General features: G+C 72.4%; 24 protein-coding genes. 10 read left to right on the forward strand and 14 right to left on the reverse strand.

Features of this window, described 5'->3' with window-relative positions; genetic code table 11:
- The first annotated feature begins 70 nt into the window (after nt 1-70).
- On the forward strand, nt 71-964 hold the full coding sequence (locus tag B0I32_RS36855; RefSeq protein ID WP_106247633.1) for an NmrA family NAD(P)-binding protein: 894 nt from the start codon (nt 71-73) through the stop codon (nt 962-964).
- 21 nt (nt 965-985) lie between these two features.
- Here the strand turns inward: B0I32_RS36855 and B0I32_RS36860 are convergent, their stop codons facing one another.
- Nucleotides 986-1,828, reverse strand: coding sequence for an aminoglycoside phosphotransferase family protein (locus B0I32_RS36860; RefSeq protein WP_106247635.1), 843 nt, complete (start codon nt 1,826-1,828; stop codon nt 986-988).
- A 127-nt stretch (nt 1,829-1,955) separates the two neighbouring features.
- Here B0I32_RS36860 and B0I32_RS36865 point away from each other — a divergent pair, with 127 nt between their 5' ends.
- The 4 genes from B0I32_RS36865 (at nt 1,956) to B0I32_RS36880 (ending at nt 5,609) form a co-directional block, all read left to right on the forward strand.
- Nucleotides 1,956-2,135 (forward strand): hypothetical protein, encoded by a 180-nt coding sequence (locus tag B0I32_RS36865; protein WP_106247636.1) that lies wholly within the window; start codon nt 1,956-1,958, stop codon nt 2,133-2,135.
- 22 nt (nt 2,136-2,157) lie between these two features.
- Nucleotides 2,158-3,084 carry an acyltransferase domain-containing protein gene (locus tag B0I32_RS36870; protein WP_106247638.1) on the forward strand — a complete coding sequence of 309 codons (927 nt, stop codon included), beginning with the start codon at nt 2,158-2,160 and terminating at the stop codon, nt 3,082-3,084.
- A gap of 29 nt (nt 3,085-3,113) precedes the next feature.
- A complete protein-coding gene (locus B0I32_RS36875) occupies nt 3,114-3,767 on the forward strand; it encodes a class I SAM-dependent methyltransferase (protein ID WP_106247639.1) in 654 nt (217 codons plus the stop codon).
- A gap of 207 nt (nt 3,768-3,974) precedes the next feature.
- A complete protein-coding gene (locus tag B0I32_RS36880) occupies nt 3,975-5,609 on the forward strand; it encodes a hypothetical protein (RefSeq protein ID WP_146178453.1) in 1,635 nt (544 codons plus the stop codon).
- 20 nt (nt 5,610-5,629) lie between these two features.
- On the opposite strand, the gene B0I32_RS36885 is transcribed toward B0I32_RS36880, so the two are convergent.
- Entirely contained in the window at nt 5,630-6,721 is a 1,092-nt protein-coding gene (locus B0I32_RS36885) for a hypothetical protein (RefSeq protein WP_106247725.1), read from the reverse strand.
- Between the two features lie 147 nt (nt 6,722-6,868).
- On the opposite strand from B0I32_RS36885, the gene B0I32_RS36890 reads away from it, so the two are divergent.
- The 4 genes from B0I32_RS36890 to B0I32_RS36905 all read left to right on the forward strand — a co-directional run bounded on the left by B0I32_RS36890 (nt 6,869) and on the right by B0I32_RS36905 (nt 11,000).
- Nucleotides 6,869-8,209: an ATP-binding protein gene (locus tag B0I32_RS36890; protein WP_106247643.1), complete on the forward strand. Its 1,341-nt coding sequence runs from the start codon at nt 6,869-6,871 to the stop codon at nt 8,207-8,209.
- 46 nt (nt 8,210-8,255) lie between these two features.
- A complete protein-coding gene (locus B0I32_RS36895; protein WP_106247644.1) occupies nt 8,256-8,918 on the forward strand; it encodes a response regulator in 663 nt (220 codons plus the stop codon).
- Nucleotides 8,915-10,114, forward strand: a complete 1,200-nt coding sequence (locus B0I32_RS60340) for a barstar family protein (RefSeq protein WP_106247646.1) — start codon at nt 8,915-8,917, stop codon at nt 10,112-10,114. Before B0I32_RS36895 ends, B0I32_RS60340 begins: the two co-directional genes overlap by 4 nt.
- Before the next feature lie 109 nt (nt 10,115-10,223).
- Nucleotides 10,224-11,000 (forward strand): maleylpyruvate isomerase family mycothiol-dependent enzyme, encoded by a 777-nt coding sequence (locus B0I32_RS36905; protein ID WP_181308188.1) that lies wholly within the window; start codon nt 10,224-10,226, stop codon nt 10,998-11,000.
- Between the two features lie 54 nt (nt 11,001-11,054).
- On the opposite strand, the gene B0I32_RS36910 is transcribed toward B0I32_RS36905, so the two are convergent.
- The 7 genes from B0I32_RS36910 to B0I32_RS36935 all read right to left on the reverse strand — a co-directional run bounded on the left by B0I32_RS36910 (nt 11,055) and on the right by B0I32_RS36935 (nt 14,365).
- Complete coding sequence (locus B0I32_RS36910) at nt 11,055-11,387, reverse strand: hypothetical protein (RefSeq protein WP_106247649.1); 333 nt, start codon at nt 11,385-11,387, stop codon at nt 11,055-11,057.
- Nucleotides 11,384-11,911 (reverse strand): hypothetical protein, encoded by a 528-nt coding sequence (locus B0I32_RS36915; RefSeq protein ID WP_106247651.1) that lies wholly within the window; start codon nt 11,909-11,911, stop codon nt 11,384-11,386. Before B0I32_RS36915 ends, B0I32_RS36910 begins: the two co-directional genes overlap by 4 nt.
- On the reverse strand, nt 11,911-12,429 hold the full coding sequence (locus B0I32_RS36920; RefSeq protein ID WP_106247653.1) for a hypothetical protein: 519 nt from the start codon (nt 12,427-12,429) through the stop codon (nt 11,911-11,913). The genes B0I32_RS36915 and B0I32_RS36920 overlap by 1 nt, the downstream gene beginning before the upstream one ends.
- Before the next feature lie 47 nt (nt 12,430-12,476).
- On the reverse strand, nt 12,477-13,019 hold the full coding sequence (locus B0I32_RS36925) for a hypothetical protein (RefSeq protein ID WP_146178454.1): 543 nt from the start codon (nt 13,017-13,019) through the stop codon (nt 12,477-12,479).
- 18 nt (nt 13,020-13,037) lie between these two features.
- Nucleotides 13,038-13,196 carry a hypothetical protein gene (locus B0I32_RS58125; RefSeq protein WP_181308190.1) on the reverse strand — a complete coding sequence of 53 codons (159 nt, stop codon included), beginning with the start codon at nt 13,194-13,196 and terminating at the stop codon, nt 13,038-13,040.
- A gap of 10 nt (nt 13,197-13,206) precedes the next feature.
- Entirely contained in the window at nt 13,207-13,707 is a 501-nt protein-coding gene (locus B0I32_RS36930; RefSeq protein ID WP_146178455.1) for a hypothetical protein, read from the reverse strand.
- Between the two features lie 91 nt (nt 13,708-13,798).
- Nucleotides 13,799-14,365 carry a MauE/DoxX family redox-associated membrane protein gene (locus B0I32_RS36935; RefSeq protein ID WP_106247659.1) on the reverse strand — a complete coding sequence of 189 codons (567 nt, stop codon included), beginning with the start codon at nt 14,363-14,365 and terminating at the stop codon, nt 13,799-13,801.
- Between B0I32_RS36935 and B0I32_RS36940 the strand changes: the two genes are divergently transcribed.
- Nucleotides 14,350-14,874: a hypothetical protein gene (locus B0I32_RS36940; RefSeq protein ID WP_146178456.1), complete on the forward strand. Its 525-nt coding sequence runs from the start codon at nt 14,350-14,352 to the stop codon at nt 14,872-14,874. The two genes, B0I32_RS36935 and B0I32_RS36940, sit on opposite strands and share 16 nt — an antisense overlap.
- Here the strand turns inward: B0I32_RS36940 and B0I32_RS36945 are convergent.
- The 5 genes from B0I32_RS36945 to B0I32_RS36965 all read right to left on the reverse strand — a co-directional run bounded on the left by B0I32_RS36945 (nt 14,871) and on the right by B0I32_RS36965 (nt 21,510).
- On the reverse strand, nt 14,871-15,065 hold the full coding sequence (locus B0I32_RS36945; RefSeq protein WP_106247662.1) for a hypothetical protein: 195 nt from the start codon (nt 15,063-15,065) through the stop codon (nt 14,871-14,873). The two genes, B0I32_RS36940 and B0I32_RS36945, sit on opposite strands and share 4 nt — an antisense overlap.
- 131 nt (nt 15,066-15,196) lie before the next feature.
- Nucleotides 15,197-16,996: an AfsR/SARP family transcriptional regulator gene (locus tag B0I32_RS36950; RefSeq protein ID WP_146178457.1), complete on the reverse strand. Its 1,800-nt coding sequence runs from the start codon at nt 16,994-16,996 to the stop codon at nt 15,197-15,199.
- Between the two features lie 70 nt (nt 16,997-17,066).
- Nucleotides 17,067-18,920: an ABC transporter ATP-binding protein gene (locus B0I32_RS36955; protein ID WP_106247666.1), complete on the reverse strand. Its 1,854-nt coding sequence runs from the start codon at nt 18,918-18,920 to the stop codon at nt 17,067-17,069.
- On the reverse strand, nt 18,917-19,426 hold the full coding sequence (locus B0I32_RS36960) for a thioredoxin domain-containing protein (RefSeq protein WP_106247668.1): 510 nt from the start codon (nt 19,424-19,426) through the stop codon (nt 18,917-18,919). The genes B0I32_RS36955 and B0I32_RS36960 overlap by 4 nt, the downstream gene beginning before the upstream one ends.
- Nucleotides 19,427-19,665: 239 nt before the next feature.
- Nucleotides 19,666-21,510 (reverse strand): AfsR/SARP family transcriptional regulator, encoded by a 1,845-nt coding sequence (locus B0I32_RS36965; RefSeq protein WP_146178458.1) that lies wholly within the window; start codon nt 21,508-21,510, stop codon nt 19,666-19,668.
- Between the last annotated feature and the right edge of the window lies 1 nt (nt 21,511).

Here is a 21,511-nt window from a genome sequence, read left to right on the forward strand (position 1 = left end):
TGTCTGCGGCGGGAAAGGGGGTGGAGCATTCCGGATCGTGTCAGTATCCACCGTCTCAGAAAGGGACGCCATGACGGACTCCCTCATCCTGGTCACCGGCGCCACCGGCCGGCAGGGCGGCGCCACCGCCCGGCGGCTGCTCGCCTCGGGGCGGCCGGTGCGAGCCCTGGTCCGCGACCCGGCCGCACCCGCCGCCGCCGCGCTGGCCGCCGCGGGCGCCCAGCTCGTACGCGGCGACTTCGACGATCCGGCCGGCCTGCCGGCGGCGCTCGACGGCGTCACCGCCGTGTTCGGCGTACCGCCCGCGCTGTACACGCCCTCCGGGACCGACACGGCGCTCGAAGTGGCCCGCGGCCGGGCGCTGATCGACGCGGCCGCCGCCGCCGGAGTCGAGCAGGTCGTCTTCAGCACCGTCGCCGGGGCTTCGACCGCTTCGCCGGGTATGGCGGGGAAGGCGATGATCCAGCAGTACCTGCACGAACGCATCCGGCTGTCCACCGTGTTGCGTCCCGTCCGGTTCATGACCAACTACCTGAGCGACGGAAGGTTCGCCCTCGACGGCCTCGCCGACGGCGTGCACCGGCACCTGTTCCCGCCGGACAGGCCCATGCAGCTCATCGCTCTGGAGGACATCGCCGAGTTCGCCGCGCTCGCGTTCGCGGAGCCGGAACGGTTCGCCGGAAGGACGCTGGAGCTGGCCGGCGACCAGCCGACCCCCGTCGAGGCCGCCGCCGCGATCACCGCGGCCACCGGCATCCCGATCCGGTACGAGCAGATCAGCGAGGACGAGGCCGCCGCAGTCGGTCCCGAGGTCGCCCAGACCAGGAAGCGGTGGATCGCCGGGCATCGCTGGCGCGCCGACGTCGAGGCGCTGCGGGTGATCCATCCAGGGTTGCGGACGTTCGCCGACTGGCTCACCGAATCCGGCGCCGCCGCCATCCGCGCCCACCTCGCCCCGTCCTGACCGCCCGTCGTTCAGGACGGCTTACGGGATCTCGTCGTTCGAGGTTTCGTCCAGCCAGGCGACGATGCTGCGGACGAACACGTCGATGTTCGTCAGCGGGCGGCCGTCGAGCACCCCGACGAGATGCCCGACACCGATCGAAGCGTCATAGATCCGGGCCCGCCGGTAGGTCTCGGGGTCCACGGCGGCCTTGACGTTGTCCCAGCCGTGCCAGGCCATCAGGGCGGCGTCGATCGCCGGGTCGAACAGGTGGGCCTGATCCCAGTCCAGGACCCCGATCAGGCGGCCGTCGGTGCTCCAGTGCACGTTGGAAGCACACAGATCGCCATGAACCAGCACATCCGGTACGGGCTCCAGATCCCGCGCCGCTTCGAGCCGCCGCCGGCACCGGTCCCGCCACCGCTCGGGCAACTCCGGCACCACCTCCTCCAACAGCGCCTCAGCCCATTTCGCCGCCCTCGGCGCGTGCAGCAGTCCGCTCAGCCGCGGGGTGACGCCGACCTCCCGCACCGCGCGCAGCAACTTCCCGATCTCACCGGGATCGCCCTGCCCTTCGGGCAGTTCGGCGCCCTCGACCCACGACACGGCCACCGCCGCACGCTCGCCGAACCAGGTCACCGGCGTCAGCGGCTCGGGCACGTCGAACGGCAGCCCGGCCCCGGCCACCTCCCGCAGCACCTCCATGCGACGGGGCATCTCCCGCGCCGACGACGGCCGCCTGCTCACGCGTACGGCGGCCGTACCGGGAACGAGCACGACGTGATGCAGATTGCCCCCGCTGACCCGGGCGTCCGCCAGGGAGTGTCCGGGCAGGAGCGCGGCGGCGATCTCCAGCAGTTCACCGGCGGCGGGATCAGCGGTCATGCCCTCACGTACATTCAGGTCGAGGCGGACTTCCGGGCGGTTTCGACGTAGCGGCCGAGGCCGGCACGCCGACCGGAGGGGGGATGACATGCTCGCACATCACCGAAGCCAGGAAACGGAGGGTCGAATGGAAAAAGCCCTCATATGCCGGCCGCGCGCCGTGTCCGTGCTCGGCGTCGCGGGCGCGGTCGTCGCCGGTGCTTCAGGGCCGGCCAGGCAGTCCGACGGGAACATGTTGCAGGTGCTCATCCGGATCGTCTGCAGGGGCAACTCGCGGGCGTCTACCGTGGTCGGATTCAACCGCTAGCAGAGGGGCCGCGCACTCTCACATGATCGACCTTCCTTCGGACGTGGAAGCGGCGCGACTGCTGGAGCGCTTGGGTGTCTCGTCCCGAGATCGGGACGAGACGCTGGCGGCGCGGCCTGACCCCCAGGAGCACCCGGAGCTGTGGCGGAGCTTGGAGCGGTGCTACCGGGACCTGACCTCGCACCTAGGTGCGGCGCTCCCGGCCGACGGCTATCGCGCTTTACCGGCCTTCCCCGCAGAGGCCGGCCCGGTGGCGCTTCACCTTTACGTCTGGCTTTATCTCGCCGTCCTGCCGCGGACGCTCCGCTACCACGCCGAGCGCGGTATCGACCCACGAACGTCATGGGAGACGTTGTCCACGCTCGGGCCTGTGATGGCCGAGCACCGGTCCGTGCACGGGCTCGGTGGCGTGGGCGGATTCGACCAGTGGTGCCCGCCGTTGAAATTCCGGGGAACCGAATACAAGCTCGGCCGCCTGGAGTACGACCGCGGCCATGGCGAACGCCCGGACGGCATGACCGGATACGTCCTGCATCTGCACATCCCCTCCGGCACGCCGTTGTCCCCAGATTCCTGCGACGAATCGTTCGACCTGGCGCGGACGTTCTTCGAGCGCCATTTCCCCGAGGAGCCGGTCTCCCACTTCGCCTGTCATTCCTGGTTGCTCGACCCGCAACTCGCCGAATATCTCTCCGAGCGGTCGAACATCGTGCGGTTCCTGCGCCGCTTCACCCTGAAGCCGCGGACGTCGGGCGACGCGGATCGCGCGGACGGTGACCTGCTGGAATACCTCTTCAGCAAGCCGAGCAGGCAAGAGCCGGTCACCGAAAGCCGGCTCGCGGTTCTGCCCCAGGAGACGTCCCTGCAGCGAGCGTACGTGGCCCACCTCCGCTCCGGACGCAACTGGCGGGCACGCACCGGCTGGATGCCGTACCGGACAGCTCGCTGACGCCGATCGATGGGCTACAGTCGTCCGCCATGGCCGAATCCTCCTCCTACCTGACCGCGACGGCGGACGCCTACGACGCCGTCGCCCAGCTCTACGCCGACCTCGTCCGCGACTCGCTCGACCGCCTCCCTCTGGACCGCGCGATCGTCTCCGTGTTCGCCGAGCTCGTACGGAAGGAAGGACCCCGGCCCGTCGTCGAAGCCGGTTGCGGGCCCGGGTACATGACGGCGCACCTACGGGACCTCGGCCTGGACGCCTACGGTATCGACCTGTCGCCCGCGCTGCTCGACATCGCCCGCAAGGACTATCCCGGCCTGCGGTTCGAGCTCGGTTCGATGGACGCCATCGACGTGCCGGACGGTGAGCTGGGCGGCCTGCTCTCCTGGTACTCCGCCATCCACGTCCCGCCGCCGGAGATGCCGGCGTACTTCGCCGAGTTCCGCCGGGTGCTGGCCCCCGGCGGTCACCTGCTGATCGGTTTCTTCGAGTCCGGGGGCGGCCCGGTGGAGGAGTTCGACCACAAGGTCACGCCGGCCTACCGGTGGCCGATCGACGAGCTGGCCGAACTGGCGGGCAAGGAGGAGTTCGTCGAGGTGGGACGGATGTTGCGCGAGCCGCTGGAGGACGAACGTTTCCGCCGCGGCCATCTGCTGATGCGCAGGCAGGCCGCCGTCACGGGCTGATGCTTGGACCAGCCGCCGCCTGCTGAGGCCATCCGGTAGCGTCGCGGCGGCGCACTAAGATCGCGTTCCATGTCTTCGGATGGTTTATGGCGGATCATCAGACGTGGAGCGGTAGGTCTGGTTCTCGCGGCGGCGGTCGCGGGCCTCGTTCTGGGAGACGCCTGGCTCTGGGCGGCCGTCGAATGGTCGCCGCCTGGCGGTCTCTCCGTGAACGGGAGACTCGACACCCCGACGACGGTGGCGCTGATCGTGGCCGCCCTGGTGAAGGCCGCGTTCCTGTGGCTGATCCTGCGTACCCCCGTACGAGGGACGCCGGACCGCCGGGCGAAGGCGCTGCGGACGCTCCTGTACGTGACGGTGGCCTACACCCTCGTGCTGCGGCACCCGATCGGGCTGCTCCCCGACGCGGTGGACGAGGTGCTGACCCTCGTCCTGTGGACCGCGATCCACGTGCTCTACCTGCTCGTCATCCGCTGGCGGTCCCCCACGTCGCGCGCGGCGGCCGGAGCGGTGTTCGCGGTCGGTCTGGCGTTGTTCGTCCAGGACGCCCTCGACCGGCTGGACCTGTACGAGGTCGGATCGAGCGGCCTCTCCTCCATGGCCTCGACGCTGAGCGTGGTGGCGGCGACCGTCCTCACGGTCGTCGGGCAGCGGCGCGACGGCCGATGGAGCCGCGGCACGCTGATCGCGGGGTGGTCGTCGATAGGCGTGTACACGCTCATCCTCCCGCTCACGCTGATCGCCAAGGACCTCCGTGGCGACGGCGTTGTGGTGACGCTGATCTTCTTCGACGTGGCCATGCTCGTGGGCAGCGTGTGGCATGCGGCGACCGCCCGTGAACTGGCCGTCGAGGACCGCCCGGCGGACGATCCTCCTCCCGTGCGGCGGCGGGTGAACCGGGTTCTGGTGGCGGCCGTGACCGTACTGCCGCTCGCCGTACTGATCCAGCCGGAGCAGGCCGCGTATCTCACGTACAGCAGCGGGTCGACGCAGTGTTACGACCAGCCGGCCTTCGGCGACCTGAAGCCGTCGGAACGCGACGCGACGTTCCTCTGCCGGGCGCGCGGCAGAGACGGCGGGGTTCCGCCCATGTTCCCGGACAGCATGTCGGACCAGGCGGTCCTCGCGTACGGGCGGGTGCTGTGCCGGACGCAGGACCACGACGAGCAGCAGGCGATCCTGACCCGCGCCGGGAGCGAGCGGGCCGCCTGGGGCGTGAACGCGTGGGACCTCGTCTACGTCTGCCCGGAGACCGTCGGCGCGACCCGTCCCGACCTGCTGCGTTCGACCGCGGAGACGCAGGAGGACTACGCCGACTCCATCGCCGAGGCGAACGCGAAGTGCCGCGACCCGTGGCCGCGGACGAAGGGCGTCGTCAGGGCCACGGCCAACTATTTCCTGTTCGCCGACGGGGATCACGGCTACCTGGTCCACGACCCTGGGGACGCGGCGTTCGAGGAGGAGGCGGAGCAGGCGACGGACCGGGTCTACGACGACAGCACCAGGATCGGGGTGGCCGGCAGCGCGGCGCTCGTCGGTCACCTCGCGGACGTCTCCGACCTCTGCCTCACGGTGAAGGCCTTCCGCACCGCGCCGCCCGCGCGGACGGCGGGCTGGGACCAGGTCAGCGAGGTCCCCCTCATCAGCCGCAGCGGCCGGCTCACCGTGCCGGAGATGGGCGAGGGAGAGGTGGGCGCGGGCGCCCCGATGCCGAACCTGGCGATCAAGGGCAAGGGCCGTTACCGGCTCCGCGTCTACATCCGGGTGAATGACGCGGCGGAGGAGCATCTGGTCGTCGTGTTCCCGGGGACGTCGAGCAAGATGCTCAAGCTGAAGTCGTGAACGGCCGCACCCGGCCCTCTTCATGTCGTTCGCACCGGAACCCTGGCCGGTGTCCGGCAGCGGCGGCAGTCGCCCCGGCGGCGCAGGGCGTAGGCGTACGCGGCGAGGCCGAGGCCCGCGCCCCAGAAGATCCACAACACCCCGGGTGCGGTGAGGCCCCACGTTTCGCCCGTGCCGGCGTCGAGACTCATGCGCAGGTTCATGAAGCCCGCGGGGATCGCGGCGAGCGCCACGAGGGTCGCCGGGACGACGGCGAGCGCGGGCGGCACCCGCCGGCCCGCCTTGAACCAGATCCAGCGCGGATAGACCTCACCCCAGCGCCGGATCAGCCCGTGGGTCAGCACGGCGCCGCCGATCGAGGCGAGCGCGCAGCCGAGTCCCACCTCCAGCATGCCGGGCGTCTCGCGCATCATGCGGAGGAAGTCGTCGGTGATGCCGAGCGGGAGGCCGGCGTACCAGGCGATCCGGGTGATCTCGTACGGGACCGGCGCGGCGCAGGCCACGTACACGGCCCACCGGCCCCAGCGGCGCGCCGCCTCCGGAGTGGTCCAGCGCGCGACCGCCGAGTCGCCCCGGCCGCAGTGCGCGCAGACCTGCCTGGTGCGCCGTTGGTAGGCGAGCGTGGTCAGGGCCCACAGGACGCCGATGGCGAACAGGACGATCAGGTTCGTCCGGTGCCAGTACAGGATGTCCCCGATGCCCTCCTGCGGTCCAGGAACGCCGGTGAAGACGAACACCAGCAGAAAGGGCGAGAAGGCGATCAACCCGAGCAGCGAGAAGTCCGGAATGATCAGGACGAGCAGCCCGGCCAGGCCCCAGCCGAAGCCGAGCAATGCCCTGCGCACACCGTGTCGTCCCCACTGCCGAGTCATCGCCAGGGCCGCGACCGCGCCGATCAGCCCGACCACGGCCATGACCGGCGCGACGGCCCCGGCCTCGCTGCCCTCGAGGATCGAGCCTGACGCGCGGTCGTCCTCGACGGGCGCGAACGGAAAACCACCGCCGCCCAGCGCCCAGAACACCCCCAGCGCTCCGTAAAGCGCTGAACCTCCTGCCGCGGCGTACCCCGACCACACCGGCCAGTGCGCCGACCAGCGAAACCATCGCCTCATCACGTCCACCACCTCCTCCGCCCAGCATCGAGGAGGCGCAGGTCACCGGCCGAGGTGCCGAACGGCACCTCTCGGGCGTGGACGCGCGCGCAAGATGTGCCGTTCGGCACTGGCGGCGGGCCGAATCCGCCTGGCTAAGCTCGGAACATGCCCCCAGGAAGCAGCCAGACCGTGCGGTGGCGTGCGCGGGCCGGCCTGGTCGCGATCGTCGTCGTGACGCTGACCGGGATCGCCGCCGCGCCCGCGTTCGGCGCGCCGGCCACCGTGCCGGTGGCGTTGACGACGGCCGCCGTCATCAGGGTGCTGTCCGGATGGCCGGCCGATCGCCGCCGGATCGCGCTCATCACGGGTGGGGCGGGTCTCGTGTCGCTGGCCGCGACCGCCGGCGTCGTGTGGCTCGACGCGGCGGGCCCGCCCGCCGCGAGCGGGTGGCTCTTCGGCGAGTCCGTCGGCCTGCTGATCCTGGTCCTGCTGGCGGTACGGGCCGCGCCCGTCCGCCCGGCGATCGTCTCCGCGGGGCTGGCCGGGGTCGCCGTGCCGCTCCTGCTGGTGCGCGTGAGCGCGGGACCGCCGACTCCGGCGGCGCTGGCGGGCTTCGCCGTGTGGGCGTTGTTCGCGGTGCTCGCGGCCGTGATCGGGCTCTACCTGCGGTCACTGGACGATCTCCGGGCCCGTTCGGTACGGGCGGCCCGGCAGGAGCAGCGGCTGCGGCTGGCCCGCGACCTGCACGACTTCGTCGCCCACGACGTCAGCGAGATGCTCGCCCAGGCCCAGGCCGGTCAGATCCTCGCCGAGCACGATCCCGAGCAGGCGCTGGCGATGTTCGGGCGCATCGAGCACGCCGCGCTGCACGCGCTGGGTTCGATGGACAGGACCGTACGGATGCTGCACGACCCCGACCTCGGCCCCGGCCTCGATGCCGTGCCCGAGCGCGGTGCCGACAGTCCTGGGCCCGATGTCGCGGCTGGGCCGGCGGCGGCCCGCACACCGTTGCCGGCCCTCGCCGACCTCGCGGACCTGACCGAGCGATTCTCGTCATCGGGCACCGCCAAGGTCCGCCTCGACCTTGACGCTCTCCTCCACGAGGCCGAACGGGTGCCCAGGGACGTGTCCGCGACGGCGTACCGGATCGTCGTCGAGTCGTTGACCAACGTGCGCCGCCACGCGCGGACGGCGAGCCGGGTGGAGGTGAGCGTCCGCCGCCTCCGTGACGACGCCGGGCACGCCCTTGAGGTCATGGTCACCGACGACGCCCGTACCGGAACGACACCCGACGAGCACCAGGCCGGCGGGGGCAGCGCCGGCAGGCGGACGGCCGGCGGCGGCGCGCGTGGCGGCCTCGGCCTGGCCGGTCTGACCGAGCGCGCCGAAGCGCTGGGCGGCACCCTGACCGCCGGCCCCCGCACTCCTCACGGATGGCACGTCACCGCCACGCTGCCGCTGACCCTCACACCATCGGACCTGAGCACCGCACCGGCCGGCGCATGACCGCTGATCCCGCTCCCGCGTGCCTGAGCCCCCGCACGGCCGGCGCATGACCTCCGACCCGATCCGCGTCCTGCTCGCGGACGACCAGGAGAACATCCGCCACGCCTTCCGCATCATCCTGGACAGCCAACCCGACATGACCGTCGTGGCCGAGGCCGCCACCGGCACCGCAGCCGTGGAGCAGGCCCGTCACCTGCGTCCTGACGTCGTGCTCGCCGACATCCGCATGCCCGGCCTCGACGGTCTCGAAGTCACCCGCCTGCTCGCCGGGCCGGACGTCCCCGACCCCGTCCGCGTCGTGGTCGTCACCACGTTCGACCTGGACGAGTACGTGCACACCGCACTGCGCAACGGCGCCTGCGGATTCCTGCTCAAACGCTCGGGCCCGGCCCTGCTGACCGAAGCCGTCCGCGCCGCGATGTCCGGCGACACCCTGATCAGCCCGCAGGTCACCGTACGCCTCCTGCGCCACCTGACCACGCCGCCACCCCGGCCGGCCCGCACGGGGGCGGCCCGCCTCACCGACCGCGAACTGCAGATCACCCGGCTCGTCGCCCGGGGCCACACCAACGCCGACATCGCCACCATCCTGTTCATCTCACCCGGCACCGTGAAGAACCACATCGCCGGCATCCAGAACAAGCTCGGCACCCGCAACCGCGTCGACATCGCCGCCTGGGCGTGGGAAAGCGGCATCATGACCTCATGATCACGGATCCGGGCGCGCGCTGGTCGCTGCTGGACGAGTACACCGCTGACCCGAGCATCACGCTGGGCGTGTGCCGCGACATCGACGGCCTCTTCGCCGACCCCGACCCCGTCCCTCCGCCCGAGACCTTCACCCTGCTCGGCTGCGACCCGGCGGGACCGTTGCTGGACGCACTGCGCCACATCGGGACGGAGCGGGCGTGGCTGCCCAGCATCGCCCTGATCCCGGTCCACCGGCCGGAGCACCGGCCCGCCTCGTGCTGGACGTACGAGCACGGCTGCACGTGCGAGCAGGAACTCATCGACGTCACCGTGGTCGCACGCCGCCCGTCGGCGACGCGGAAGGGCCTGGTGGACCTCGACTTAAGCGGATATATCCGGCTACTCCCTGAGTGGGGGCTGCCGGAGGAGAGGCCCGACGGGACGGGCTTCCGCCTGGCCGCGCTCGACGACGAGAAGCTGGGCGCATGCCTGGACGTCACCGGAGTCTTCCGCGTCCGCCCCGCCGCTCCCGTCCGCCCGCTGACCCTGATCGGCTTCCGCCCCGAAGCGCCACTGCCGGCACCGGCCGAGGGCCGCAGGTTCACGGCATCCATCCTGGCCGTCCAACGCGACGGACGCATCGGCGCCGGGGCAGGCGCGGTGGCGGCCACCGTCGTCTCCGTCCAGCCGTCGCGATCGGGCCACGGCCTGCTGGACATCGCCCTGGACAGCGGGGTGGAGGAGCCGCTGCCGACCGGCGCCCGCGAGCTCTTCCAGATGCGGTACGACGGCGGCCCGACCGAGCCCCACCTGTGGGCCCGCTACGACCGGCTGCTCCGCCAGGAATGGATCGGCCTCGCGTGCGGCGACCGTACCCATGGCCTGCCTGACAAACCGGCCGGAACGACGTATCACCTCGACGGCCGTTCCATCACCGACATCGACGCCTTCTACTGTGCCATCGGTGAGGCGATCAACGGCCCCGGCGGCTACTTCGGCTCGAACCTCGACGCCCTGCACGACTGCCTGCGCGGCGGCTGGGGCGCGGCCACCCCGTTCCGGCTGATCTGGCACCACGCGGACGTGGCCCGCCGCCATCTCGTCCCGGGCTACGACCGTCCCACGCACGACCTCCGGTACTGGAAACCGAGGGTCGTACTGGACGACCTCCTGGAGTTCTTCGCCGAGCACAAAGTAGAGGTCGACTTCCGCTGACCCGCGCAGGGGGCCAAATGTCCGGCAAATGTCCGAAGGAAAAGCCTGGTCACCCGGGACATCCGTAAGGAAGTATCACTGCGCAAAACCCCGCAGCCAGGAGGTGCAGATGGACACGTCCGCATACGTGCAGGCCGTGGTCGAGCAGACCGACACGTTCGCCGACTGGGTGGACGGCAAGGATGCGACGGCTCCGGTGCCGACCTGCCCCAAGTGGACCCTGGCCGATCTGGTCGATCACGTCGGGTCGACGCAGCGCATGGTGGCCATGCTCGTCGGTGAGCAGTTGAGCGAGCCGGACAGCGCGTTCGCTCGTTATGTCCCGGCTCCGGCTGATTCGAGCCAGTGGCGGGCCTGGCTGCGTGACGGCGCGGCCGCGGCGGGGCGTGCGTTCGCGGAGGTCGGCGACGACACGCCCGTGTGGGATCCGTCCGGTGCCGCGGCAGGGGTGCCGTTCTGGTCACGGCGGCTGTTCGGGGAGGCCTGCGTGCATCGTGCGGACGCGGCCGTGGCGCTCGCTCTGCCGTACGAACTGGCTCCGCAGCTCGCCGTCGAGGCGACCGAGGACTGGCTGGCCACGATGACGTCCCGCGGCTACTGGGAGAACCGGCCGGACTTCGCCGACGCGCTGCGCGGGAACGGCCAGACCCTGCACTTCCACGCGACCGACGCCTCAGGCGAGTGGGTGGCCCGCCGGGAGCCGGACGAGGTCGCGCTGGAGCGGACGCACGCGGAGGCGGACGTCGTGGTGAGCGGGCCGGCCACCGATCTGCTCCTGGTCATCAGCCGACGCCGGCCGCTGGCCGCCTCTTCGCTGGACGTACAGGGCGATCGGGCCATGTTCGACCTCTGGATCGAGCACATGAACTGGGTCACCGACGCCTGACCTGCCAGGTCGGTGCGGTGGGCGGCGGGGCCGCCCACCGCACCGAGCCCGGAGTCAGCTGCAGGTCCGGTGATTCACCCGGCAGATGCAGCCTGCGCCGCTCTTGGTGAAGTCGCAGCAGTCGAAGCGGTACAGCGTGCTGCCCAGGTAGGCGCACGTCGTCCAGCACTGCTTGCCACCGCAGCTGTACCGCTTGGAGCAGCCGCTCGCGCAGCACGTCGTGGCCGAGCAGCAGCTGCACCCCGGATAGCCGTAGCAGCCGTCCGGCGCCGCCTCGGCCCGGCCGGGGAACCAGGCGTTGCTGGCGACCCCGACGATGGTCGCGCCCGCGACGGCGAGGAACTTGTTCCGCGTCAGCCGCGTCTTCTTCACGTGCTCGACGATCATGCGCTCATCCCCTCTGGTACGTCCAATCTCTGTTCCCACAGCACTTCGAGGTCCGCGGCGCTGTCAGCGTCGCTGCCACTGGCGTAGGCGACCAGGAACCCGTCGCGCTGGAGGAGCACGGTGGGAAACATGGCCATGGGCAGGTCGGCGTCCACGGCCTTGGCCTGTTCGCCGTCGAAGGCCGCGACGTGCGGCGGGAGCGTCGTGAGCAGGTCGGAGGCGGAGTCGCCGGCGATGATCGCCACCGTCTGCCGGCCGCTGAACTCGCCCAGACTCGCCGCGAGGCCGTGACACGTGCCGCAGGTGCTGGACATGAACAGCACCAGAGTGTCCTGCGTCGCGTCGGGGATCAGCCCGACCAGGCTCTCGGGGAGCTTCCTGCCGATGATCAGCTGGGCGCTGGGATCCATGCCGCGCCCCGTCAGGCGCAGCCGGAGCTCGGCGATTCCCCGCAGACAGGCCAGGAAGGCCACCGTGAGCACGACACAGGTCGCCACCAGCACCACGGCCAGAACCTGTTCCATCAGGCCGCCTGACTGAGCCGGCGCATGAAGTGCACGGTCAGGGTGCCGTCCACGCGGTTGTCGAAGCACTCCAGGACGACCCGGTCGCCCGGCTTCAGCGGCTGGGCCAGCGGCCTGGCGGACGGCTCGCCCTCCATGCCCTCGTAGTGCAGCGTGCGCGGGTCGAGCAGGCAGACCTGCCCGCCGACCGTGATGCGGTTCTCGGACACCTCCGCCACGGTGCCGTGCACGTTGCGGTGCAGGGCGACCGCCACGGGCGATCCCGGCGCGGACTCGTCGATGACGACGAGATCGCCGGGCCGCAGTGTCCAGCCGTAGGGCAGTTCCTCCGCCTTCGCCGCGACGGGCGCGGCCGCGGTGCGGCCGGCCGAGGCGCCGTAACGGCGCACCGTCACGTCCTGGCCGGCGCCGCTGACCAGGACCGCGATGGGGGCGTCGGACGGGGGCAGCGGCGTGGAGCCGGCCGGATCCCGGAGGATGCCGGCGAACAGCCCGCGTCTGGTCGATTCCTCCTTCATTACTGCTTCCTTTCTCTGGGGGGTTACTACGGGGGCTCATCGGTGGGTTACAGCAGAGATGTGAGTACGGGGTAGAGCGCGCACAGCGCGGCGACGGCCAGCGGATCGGTGATCATGCGGGCACGCGCGATGCCGCCCGAGACGTACACGTCCATCGACGTGAGCAGCGCGGACAGGCCCACTCGCGTCAGGGCGAAGACGACGTAACCGGCCGCGCCGAGCAGCGGGTCGGCGGTGACGAAGGCGGCCAGCGGCAGCACGTACCAGAGCCAGAAGCCGATGCGCGTGGTGAAGCCGAGCCCGAGCGCGAACCCGTTGTAGGCGGCGGTGCGCCAGTCGTTGTAGCCCAGCCAGCGGGTGTCGGTCTCCCGGTCCAGCTGCCAGGGGACCGCCTTGAACGCCGCACCGGCGACGGACACCGTGACCGCGGCCAGCGCGAGCAACGCCCGCAGCGAGGGCTCCACGGCCGCGCCGAGGAGACCGGCGAAAGCCCCGGAGAGCGCCGCGCCCGTCATCGCCGACAGCACGAGGACGGCACCGGCCACCACCGAGGAACCGAAGCACCCGGACACGCGGGCGCGCGTGATCATGATGATCACGTTGGGGCCTCAAGGGAGGGTCTGCTGCGCGATCCCCACGACGAGTGCGGCCACGACCAGCAGCGCCCAGGGCTGCAGCCCCAGGAGATGGCCCGCGAGCAGGCCCAGCACGGCCGGCGGGAGCGCCAGTGCTGGTCTGGTCCGCGGGCTGGTCAGGAGGTCGGGCATCGGTGTCTCCTCACCCGCCGGCCGAAGCCTGGCCGGCCGAAGTCTGACCGGCCGAAGCCTGGGCCGAAGTCGGGGCCGGGCTCACCCGGGCCGGGCCGTAGGCGGCGTGGTAGAGCTGCTCGATGTCGTCGGCGTAGCGCAGCACGCCCTTGGCCACCACCAGGCCGCCCGACACCGCGACGCCGAAGGGGCCCGAGTGCACCTTGTACCGCTCCCGGACGGCCGCGCCCTCCGCGCCGATGAGCGCGCGCGAGTCCGCGTGCAGAATCCGCCGGAAACCCTCCGCCGACCCCGGCATGGTGCCGTCGCTGACCACGCAGGCGAACCCGGCCGGGTCGGCCGAGCGCGCGACCTCCGTGGCCACCTCGTGGCAGGGCTCGCAGTCACCGAAGAAGAACATGACCACGTCGTTGTCACGCAGCCCGGGGAAGGGCGGCGCGACCGCTCCGACGGCGAGCCCGTCGGCCGGCGCGTTCCCGCTCACCGCCACCCGGTCCTGCAGAATCGACAATTCACGGCGTACGACCAAAAGGCCGAGTAAAAGCAGAATGAGCCAGACGGCGCACACGACGAACAACGCGGTGTATCCCATGACGTTCCATTCACCCGTCGATACGGACGCTGAAAGGCTTGAGCTCGGCCAGCGTGGAAATCAGCAGATATCCACATGCGATCGCCCCGCCGATGAGCAATCCCGAAATTCGCTGCTCCATGCTCGGGACGGCCGGCACGGCGGCGAGGAAGGCCGCGACGGCGATCAGCACGAGGTTGCGCGCCACCGTCGCCCACGAGGTCGTCTCGCCCGTGCCGAAGCAGGCGCACTCCACGCTCTGCCCCGCCAGCACCGACCGTACGACCACCGCGGTGAACGCCACCAGCAGCGCGAGCGCGGCCAGGGCGGCCGGGAACAGGACCGGGCTGACCGCCACGGCCACGCCCGCCGCCACCTCCACGACGCCGAGCAGCCGGCCGAGGCCGGGCCGCACCCGCTTGACGATGCCGAAGCGGATCAACGCGAGCGCCAATCCGAACGGCCGCCTGATTTTCGGCACGCCACTGGCCAGAAAAAGCGCGGCGAGCAATCCGCAGGCTATTCCGGCGAAATCCGCGGCATCCATGGACATCATCGTGGACGCTGGTAATACTTTGACGAATGAGAAGGTCGGCATTTCTTCCGTTCTCGGCGTTGGTGTTGCTGTTGTGCGCTTGTTCCGCCGGGCCGCCCGCGCAGAAACAGGCCGCGGCCCGGGAATCGCCGCCGAGCACCGTGGGCTGGACGACCTCCGTCTCGCCGCCGCCGACTCCTTCCGGCGACGGGGTGCCCTGCGTGGACGCGGACCGGGCCGGGGACGAGGGCGCGGCGGCGGGCGGCGTACGGGCCGGGCCGTTCGGCACGGTTCTGCGCGAGCAGCGCGGCGGCGTGGCCAAACTGTGGGTGGCACAGGATCCCGACAAGGGGCGGGCCGAGGCGCTGATCCGGGTCGAGCACGTCGAGTCGGGGACCGTCGCCTACTACGTGCGCGACGCCTCCGCGACCTCCACCGTGCTCGACGACGACGGCTCGCCGTCCGAGGACAAGATCTACCCTGGCCAGATCCTGCTGCCGCCCGACGGGCATGTGCGCATCACGGTCGGCATCGGCCGCGCCGCGGGCTGCTTCGCCTACACCCTGCGCTAGCAGACCCAGACGTCGACGTAGGTGCAGCCGGTGCAGCCGGACGTGCCGCCGACGACGTGGCAGAGCTTGCGCTTGCGCACCATGTTCTTGCAGGAGCAGGTGACGTAGTAGGACGTGTCGGCGCTCGCCGTGGCCTTGGGCACGAGTCTGCTGAGCACACGGTCGCCGAGTCGTTCCAGGACGCCTGTCATGGCGGTGGTCTCCTTCGGATGGGGGGTTACCTGAAAGTTATCGGCACCGCATACAGCCGCCCGTATACCCGCGCTACAGCGCGGTCGCGAGTGGTCGTCCGATGTGGTGAGGTCCGGCCGGGACGTCGGCGTCATCCGCTGTCCGTGCCGCGTGACGCTGTCTCTTCTCGGTGGTTCAGCTCCGCCGCCGCCAGCCTGACCAGGTCGTGCATACGCAGCCGGCCACCGGGAGCGGGCTCCAGCAGGCGGAGTTCGACCAGCACGTCGAGCGCGCGCTCCGCCGCCGCCCGCGGCACGCCCAGCAGCGCCGCCGTCACCGCCACGTCGACCTCGGGCTGGTCCAGCGCGCCCAGTGACCGGAAGGCCCGCGCCGCGTCCGACCGGTCGGACAGCTGATCGTAACCGGCTCGGACGCAGGAACGCACCCCCGGCAACAGATCCAGGCGGCTGCCCCGGTCCCGCAGGCGTACGGCGAAGGTCTCCAGGGGCAGGTCAGGTCGCCCGGCCAGCCGGGTGCCCGCCGCGCGCACCGCCAGCGGGAGACGGCCGCACGAACGGACCACCTCCGCCGCCGCCTCGGGCTCGGCGGCCACCCGGGGCTCGCCCGCCAGCGACGCCAGCAGCCGTACGGCCTCCGCCTCCTCCAGCGGGCCCACCGCGATCGGCACCGCGTCCAGGGTCGCCGGCAGTCCCCGGCAGGTGACCAGCGCGGCACACCCGTCGCCCGCCGGGATCAGCGGCGTCACCTGCGCGGCTCCGGTCGCGTTGTCCAGCACCACCAGGACCCGGCGACCGGCCAGCACCGACCGGTACAGCGCCGCCGCCTCGGCCTCCGTCACCGGCACCTCATCACCCGGCACACCCAACGTGCGCAGCAGCTCCCCGAGCACCTCGACCGGCCGCGCGGGCGGCACGCCGGCCGTCGATCCCCCCAGGTCGGCGTAGAGCACGCCGTCGGCGTACCGCCCGGCCACCCGCTGCGCCACCCGCAGCGCCAGCGCCGACTTCCCGCTCCCGCCGCCTCCGTGCAACGCCACCACCCGCACCCCGCCGCCCTGGCCCGCCGGCGCGGTGAGGGCGGTCGTCGCGAGCGTGACCAGCCGGGGGCGATCGACGAAGGCCGGCGGGACCGGAGGTAGGAGGCGTCGGGCGCCGCGCAGGGTGACGACAGAGCCGCCCGGGTCCACGTCATGGCCGAGGATCATCCGGTGGAGGCGGCGGAGTTCGGCGCCCGGGTCCAGGCCCAGCTCCTCCGCCAGGGCGTGGCGGGCCGCCGCGAACGCCGCCAGGGCTCCCGGCCGGTCGCCGCAGCGGTGGAGCGCCAGCATGAGCTGGGCGTGGAGGTGCTCGCGCAGCGGGTAGCGCGCGGTCAGGGTGCGGAGCCGTTCGGCGGCCTCCCGGTGCGCGCCGAGCGCCAGTTGCACGTCGATGTGCTCCTCGACCGTGCTCAGGTAGCGGTCGGTCAGGTCGGCGACCACGGTGCGCAGGGCCGGGCCGAGCGGGACGTCCTCGGCGGGAGCGCCGTGCCACATCCCGAGGGCCCGCGCGTACGCCGCCTCCGCCGCCCCGAGGTTCTCGCCGGACCACGCCTTCCTGGCCCGGGCGAGCTGCTCCTCGAACCGGAACAGGTCCAACTCTGGCGGCTCGACCAGCAGCAGGTAGCCGCCGTCGGAGGTCACCAGCCGGTCGGCCGCCGGGGAATCGGCGGCCGACAGGAGGTGACGCAGCTGCATGACGTACGTGTGCAGGTTCGGCACCGCCGAGCGCGGCGGGCGGCCGTCCCAGACCTCCGTCACCAGCGAACGGATCGGCACGGCGCGTCCGGCGTGCGCGAGCAGCATGGCGATGACGGTGCGCTGCTTGCGCGCCGAGATCCGGACGGGTGTCCCCGTCGGCTGGACGCGAAGGGGCCCGAGCAGCTGGAACCTCACCCGGCCGGCGCGAGCCCGGTCGGCGCGAGCCCCGCCGCGGGCACCCCGCACAGCACCCGCCCGGCCGCGGTCATCGCGACCCCTCGTGTGCCTCGGTGCCGGCGAGGTAGTCCCTGGCCTGCAGTTCGAACAGCTCGGCGTAGCCGCCGCCGGCGGTCATCAGCTCGTCGTGCGTGCCCCGCTCGGCGATCTCCCCGTCGCGCAGGACGACGATCAGGTCCGCCGCCCGTACCGCGCCGAGCCGGTGGGACACGAGCAGGCTCGTGCGTCCCGCGCGGAGCCGGGCCAGGCGGGTGTGGATCTCGTGCTCGGCGCGGGCGTCCAGGCCGGCGCTCGGCTCGTCGAGGACGAGCAGGTCACGGCCCTCGCGGAGCAGGACGCGGGCCAGCGCCAGCCGCTGCCACTGCCCGCCGGACAGCACCACCCCGGCCTCGTCCGTCTCCTCCTCCTCGTGGAAGAAGATGCGGCTCAGCATCGTCTCGTAGCCGCGCGGCAGCGCTCGTACGACGTCGTGCACGCCCGCCAGCCGGGCCGCGTCCTCGATGCGGGGCCGGTCGTGCAGTGCCTCGATCTCGCCCATGGCGATGTTCTCGGCGGCGGTGAGGTCGTAGCACATGTAGTCCTGGAACAGCACGCCCATCCTGCGGCGCAGCTCGGCGGGCGGCACGTCGCGCAGGTCCACGCCGTCCCAGCGGATCGAGCCGCGAGAGGGGTCGTAGAAGCGGCACAGCAGCTTGATCAGGGTGCTCTTGCCGGCGCCGTTGAGGCCCACCAGCGCCACCGTGGCGCCGTACGGGATGGTCAGGGTGACGCCGCGCAGCACCCACGGATGGCCGTCGTCGTAGCGGAACCACACGTCGCGCAGTTCGATGCCGCGCCGCAGCGCGGGCAGCCCGGCGGATCGGCGGGACGGCGAGGGCAGGTCGTCGGGCAGCGACGTGACGTCGGCGTGGTACCCGAACAGCAGCAGCGCGTGATGCGCGCCGGCCACGGTCTCGACCAGCCCGACGAGCGCGGCCTGCGTCCCGGCCACGGCGGCGGCGAACGCCGTCACGTCACCCAGGCTCAGCCCCCCGTCCAGCGCGGCGAACACCGCCCACAGCAGGCCCGCGCCGGAGACCGCGGTGGACAGCAGGGCGAGCAGCGACTGGGTGAGCGCCTCACGCCGGTCGAGCCGCCGCTCACCCTCCTGGGCCGCCGCGAGCGCGCCGAGCACCCTGGACTTGAGGAAGCCGCCGAGCCCGAACATCCGGACCTCTTTGGCCGCCTTCACGTCGGTGATCAGCGAGGAGTACAGGATCTGCCGCCGCGCCGTGGCCGACAGGCCCGCCAGCGTCCCGACGCGCCGCTTGACCATGGCCGTCCGCGCGATCAGGGCGGGCACGGCCGCCGCCGTCACGAGCCCCGCCATGGCCGGGCTCAGCACCAGCAGGCTGATCAGCAGGCTGACCAGCGCGAGCACGTTGCGTACCGCGTCGAACAGGCCGGAGGTCAACGGGGTGAGAGCGCCGCCGGTCGCCTCCGTCGCCATCCGCAGCCGGTCGTGGAACGCCGGGCTCTCGAAACGAGACAGACCCTGGAAACCGGTGACGGAGGCGTAGAGCTGGTCCTGCAGCCGCCGGTCCAGCCGCCGGTCGAGCTCCGCCCGCAGGTACGCCGTGACATGCGGCACGATCCCCGCCGCCAGCCCGAGCAGGGCGAGCAGGCCGGCCGCGCGGAAAGCCCCGCCCGCGTCCGCGACGGTGAGCGCGTCGACGAGGAGCTTCGTCCCCCACACGGTCCCGGCCGGCAGCAGGCCGGTGACCAGCGTGACCGCCAGCTGGCACGCCGCCGGCCCCGGCGCCGCCCGCCAGGCCAGCAGCGCCACCGTGGCGATGTGCCGCCACGGCCGGCCCGGCAGGCCGCCGGCGGTCGCCGCGCTCATGCCGTCGCGGCCGTCTCGGCCAGGCGTTCCAGGGCGAGCTCCGCCTGGATGATCCGTCCGTCCGCGTCGAGCCGCAGGAACAGGGGGAACGCCTGGATGCCGAGCTCGGCGACCACGGCGTCCGCGTCCGCGCCCGAGACCACCGGGGCCGCGTCGCCGATCGCGTCCACCAGGCCGCGCAGCAGCGGGTCCGCGCCGGTGACGAACGCCAGGGACGTGCCCGGCCTGGCCGCGGCCGCGAACACCGGCGCGTGCTCGTGGCAGCTGTCGCAGCCGGCGTCGAAGAACGCCACCAGCCGCGGGCGGGCCTCGGTGTCCGCGGCCGTCCCCGGCAGCGTGCGGCCGATCAGGAACGACGGGTCGTAGGGCAGCGTCCGCGGCTCACCGGCCAGGCGCGCCAGCTCCGCGGTGTGCTCGCGCAGCCGGCGCAGCACGGCGAACGTCAGCAGCAGGTCGAACAGGCACAGAGCGCCGACCAGGACGACAGCGGCGATCAGGTAGGGCATCGGGCGATCTCACTTCCGGGCGTGGGAGGGAGCGGAGGAAGGAGCCGCGAGATCACCGAGCCGTACGACGAGCGTTCGAGCACCCGGTCGCCGAGGACGCGCAGGTTCGCCGTCATGAGGAAAGCGCCTCTCCTTCCGCCGTAGCGAGTCGGTCGCAACGGTAAGGAGAGGGCCTACAAAAGGATCTACAAAAGAGATACAACCGCACTACACGGGCGGCTTCCCGCGACCCGGCCGCTTCAGCGGGCGGCGAGTTCGCCGGCGAAGATGCGCAGCAGTTCGTGCATGCGGAACCGGTCCGCGTCGATCAGCTCCAGCAGGCGAGCCTTCATCAGCTCGTCGAGGGCGGCCTCCGCCTCCTCCGCGGCGACGCCGAGCAGCTCGGCGGCACGCGCCAGGCCGATCTCCGGCAGGTCGGCCGCGCCGAACAGGCGGAAGGCGCGCAGCGCGACGTCCTGGCCCGGGCACTCGCGCAACGCGGCCAGGCTCGCCTCGAAGGAGGAGCGCACGCTCAGCCCGGCCGTCTGCAGCTCGTCGAGCCTGCGCCCGCGGTCACGCAGCCGTTCGGCGAAGCGGGCCAGCGACCAGTCGGGGCGGCCGGCCAGGCGGGCGGCGGCGATGCGCAGCGCCAGCGGCTGGTGACCGCACAGGAGCGCGATGTCGGCCGCGGCGGCCGGCTCGGCGGCCACCCGGGCCTCGCCCGTGAGCAGGGCCAGCATGCGTACGGACTCCGCCGGGCCGAGCATGCCGACGGAGACGTGCGCGGCGTCCAGGGTGCTCAGCATGGGACGACTCGTCACCACCGCCGCGCACCCACCACCGGCCGGCAGCAGGGGCGCCACCTGCGCGGCGTCGGCGGCGTTGTCGAGGAACACCAGCACCCGCCGGTCGGCCAGCATCGACTGGTAGACCGCCGCCGCCTCGGCCTGGCCGGCCGGCACGTCGCCGGGCGGCACGCCCAGCGCCCGCAGGAACCGGCCGAGCACCTCCTCGGGCCGCAGCGGGGCCAGCTCGGGGGCGCAACCCTGCAGGTCGGAGTAGAGGTGGCCGTCGGAGTAGTGCCCGGCGGCCAGGTGCGCGGCCCGTAACGCCAGCGCCGACTTCCCGGCCCCGGCCGGCCCGTGCAGCGCCAGCACGCGCGAGCCTCCCCCGGCGTCCCAGGGCGGCGGCGTGGCGGGGCCGGTCGTACTGAGCGGAGGGTCGTCGCGGCCCAGGACCTGGCCGGCCAGGGAAAGCTCGGCCGAGCGGCCGGTGAACACCGCCGGTTCCCTGGGCAGTTGCCGGGGCTGGGGCCGGGGGCGGCGGCCGAGGACGGAGGCGCCCGGCGGCGCCACGTCCGGTTCTCTGCGCAGGATCGCCTGGTGCAATTGGCGCAGCTCAGGGCCGGGTTCCACGTCGAGCTCGTCGGCCAGCGCCTGGCGGGCGGTACGGAAGGCGTCGAGTGCCCCGGCCACGTCGCCGCACCGGTACAGCGCGACCATGAGCCGCCCGCGCAACCCCTCCCGCAGCGGGTGGCGCACCGTCAGCGCGCGCAGCCGCTCGGCCGCCGCCGCGTGCCTGCCGAGTGCGAACTGCACCTCCGTGAACTCCTCGACCGTGTTCAGGTATCGCTCGGTCAGGTGGGCGGCGACCTCACGCAGGGCCGGCCCCAGCGGCACGTCCTCGATCGGCGTCCCCCGCCACAGCGCCAGGGCCGTGGCGAACTCGTCGTGCGCCGCCTCCAGCTTCCCCCGCTCACAGAACCGGCGAGCGCGTACGGACGCCGCCTCGAACCGGGCGAGGTCGAACTCGGCGGGCTCCACCCGCAGCAGATAGCCGCCGTCGGCGGTGACCAGCCGCTCCTCGTCCGGGTGGCCGTCGGGGGAGAGCAGGTGGCGCAGCCGCATGAGGTACGTACGCAGATTCGCCACCGCCGAGGACGGAGGCCGCTCGTCCCACACCTCGGCCACCAGCGAGGAGACCGGCACCGGCCGCCCCGCGTGCGCGAGCAGCATGGCGAGGAGCGTGCGCTGCTTGGGCGCCGCGATGCGCAGCGGCGTGACGCCGGACTGGATCCGCATCGGGCCGAGGAGCTGAAAGCGCAAA

This window comes from Nonomuraea fuscirosea (assembly GCF_003001935.1).
Classification (GTDB): Bacteria; Actinomycetota; Actinomycetes; order Streptosporangiales; family Streptosporangiaceae; genus Nonomuraea; species Nonomuraea fuscirosea.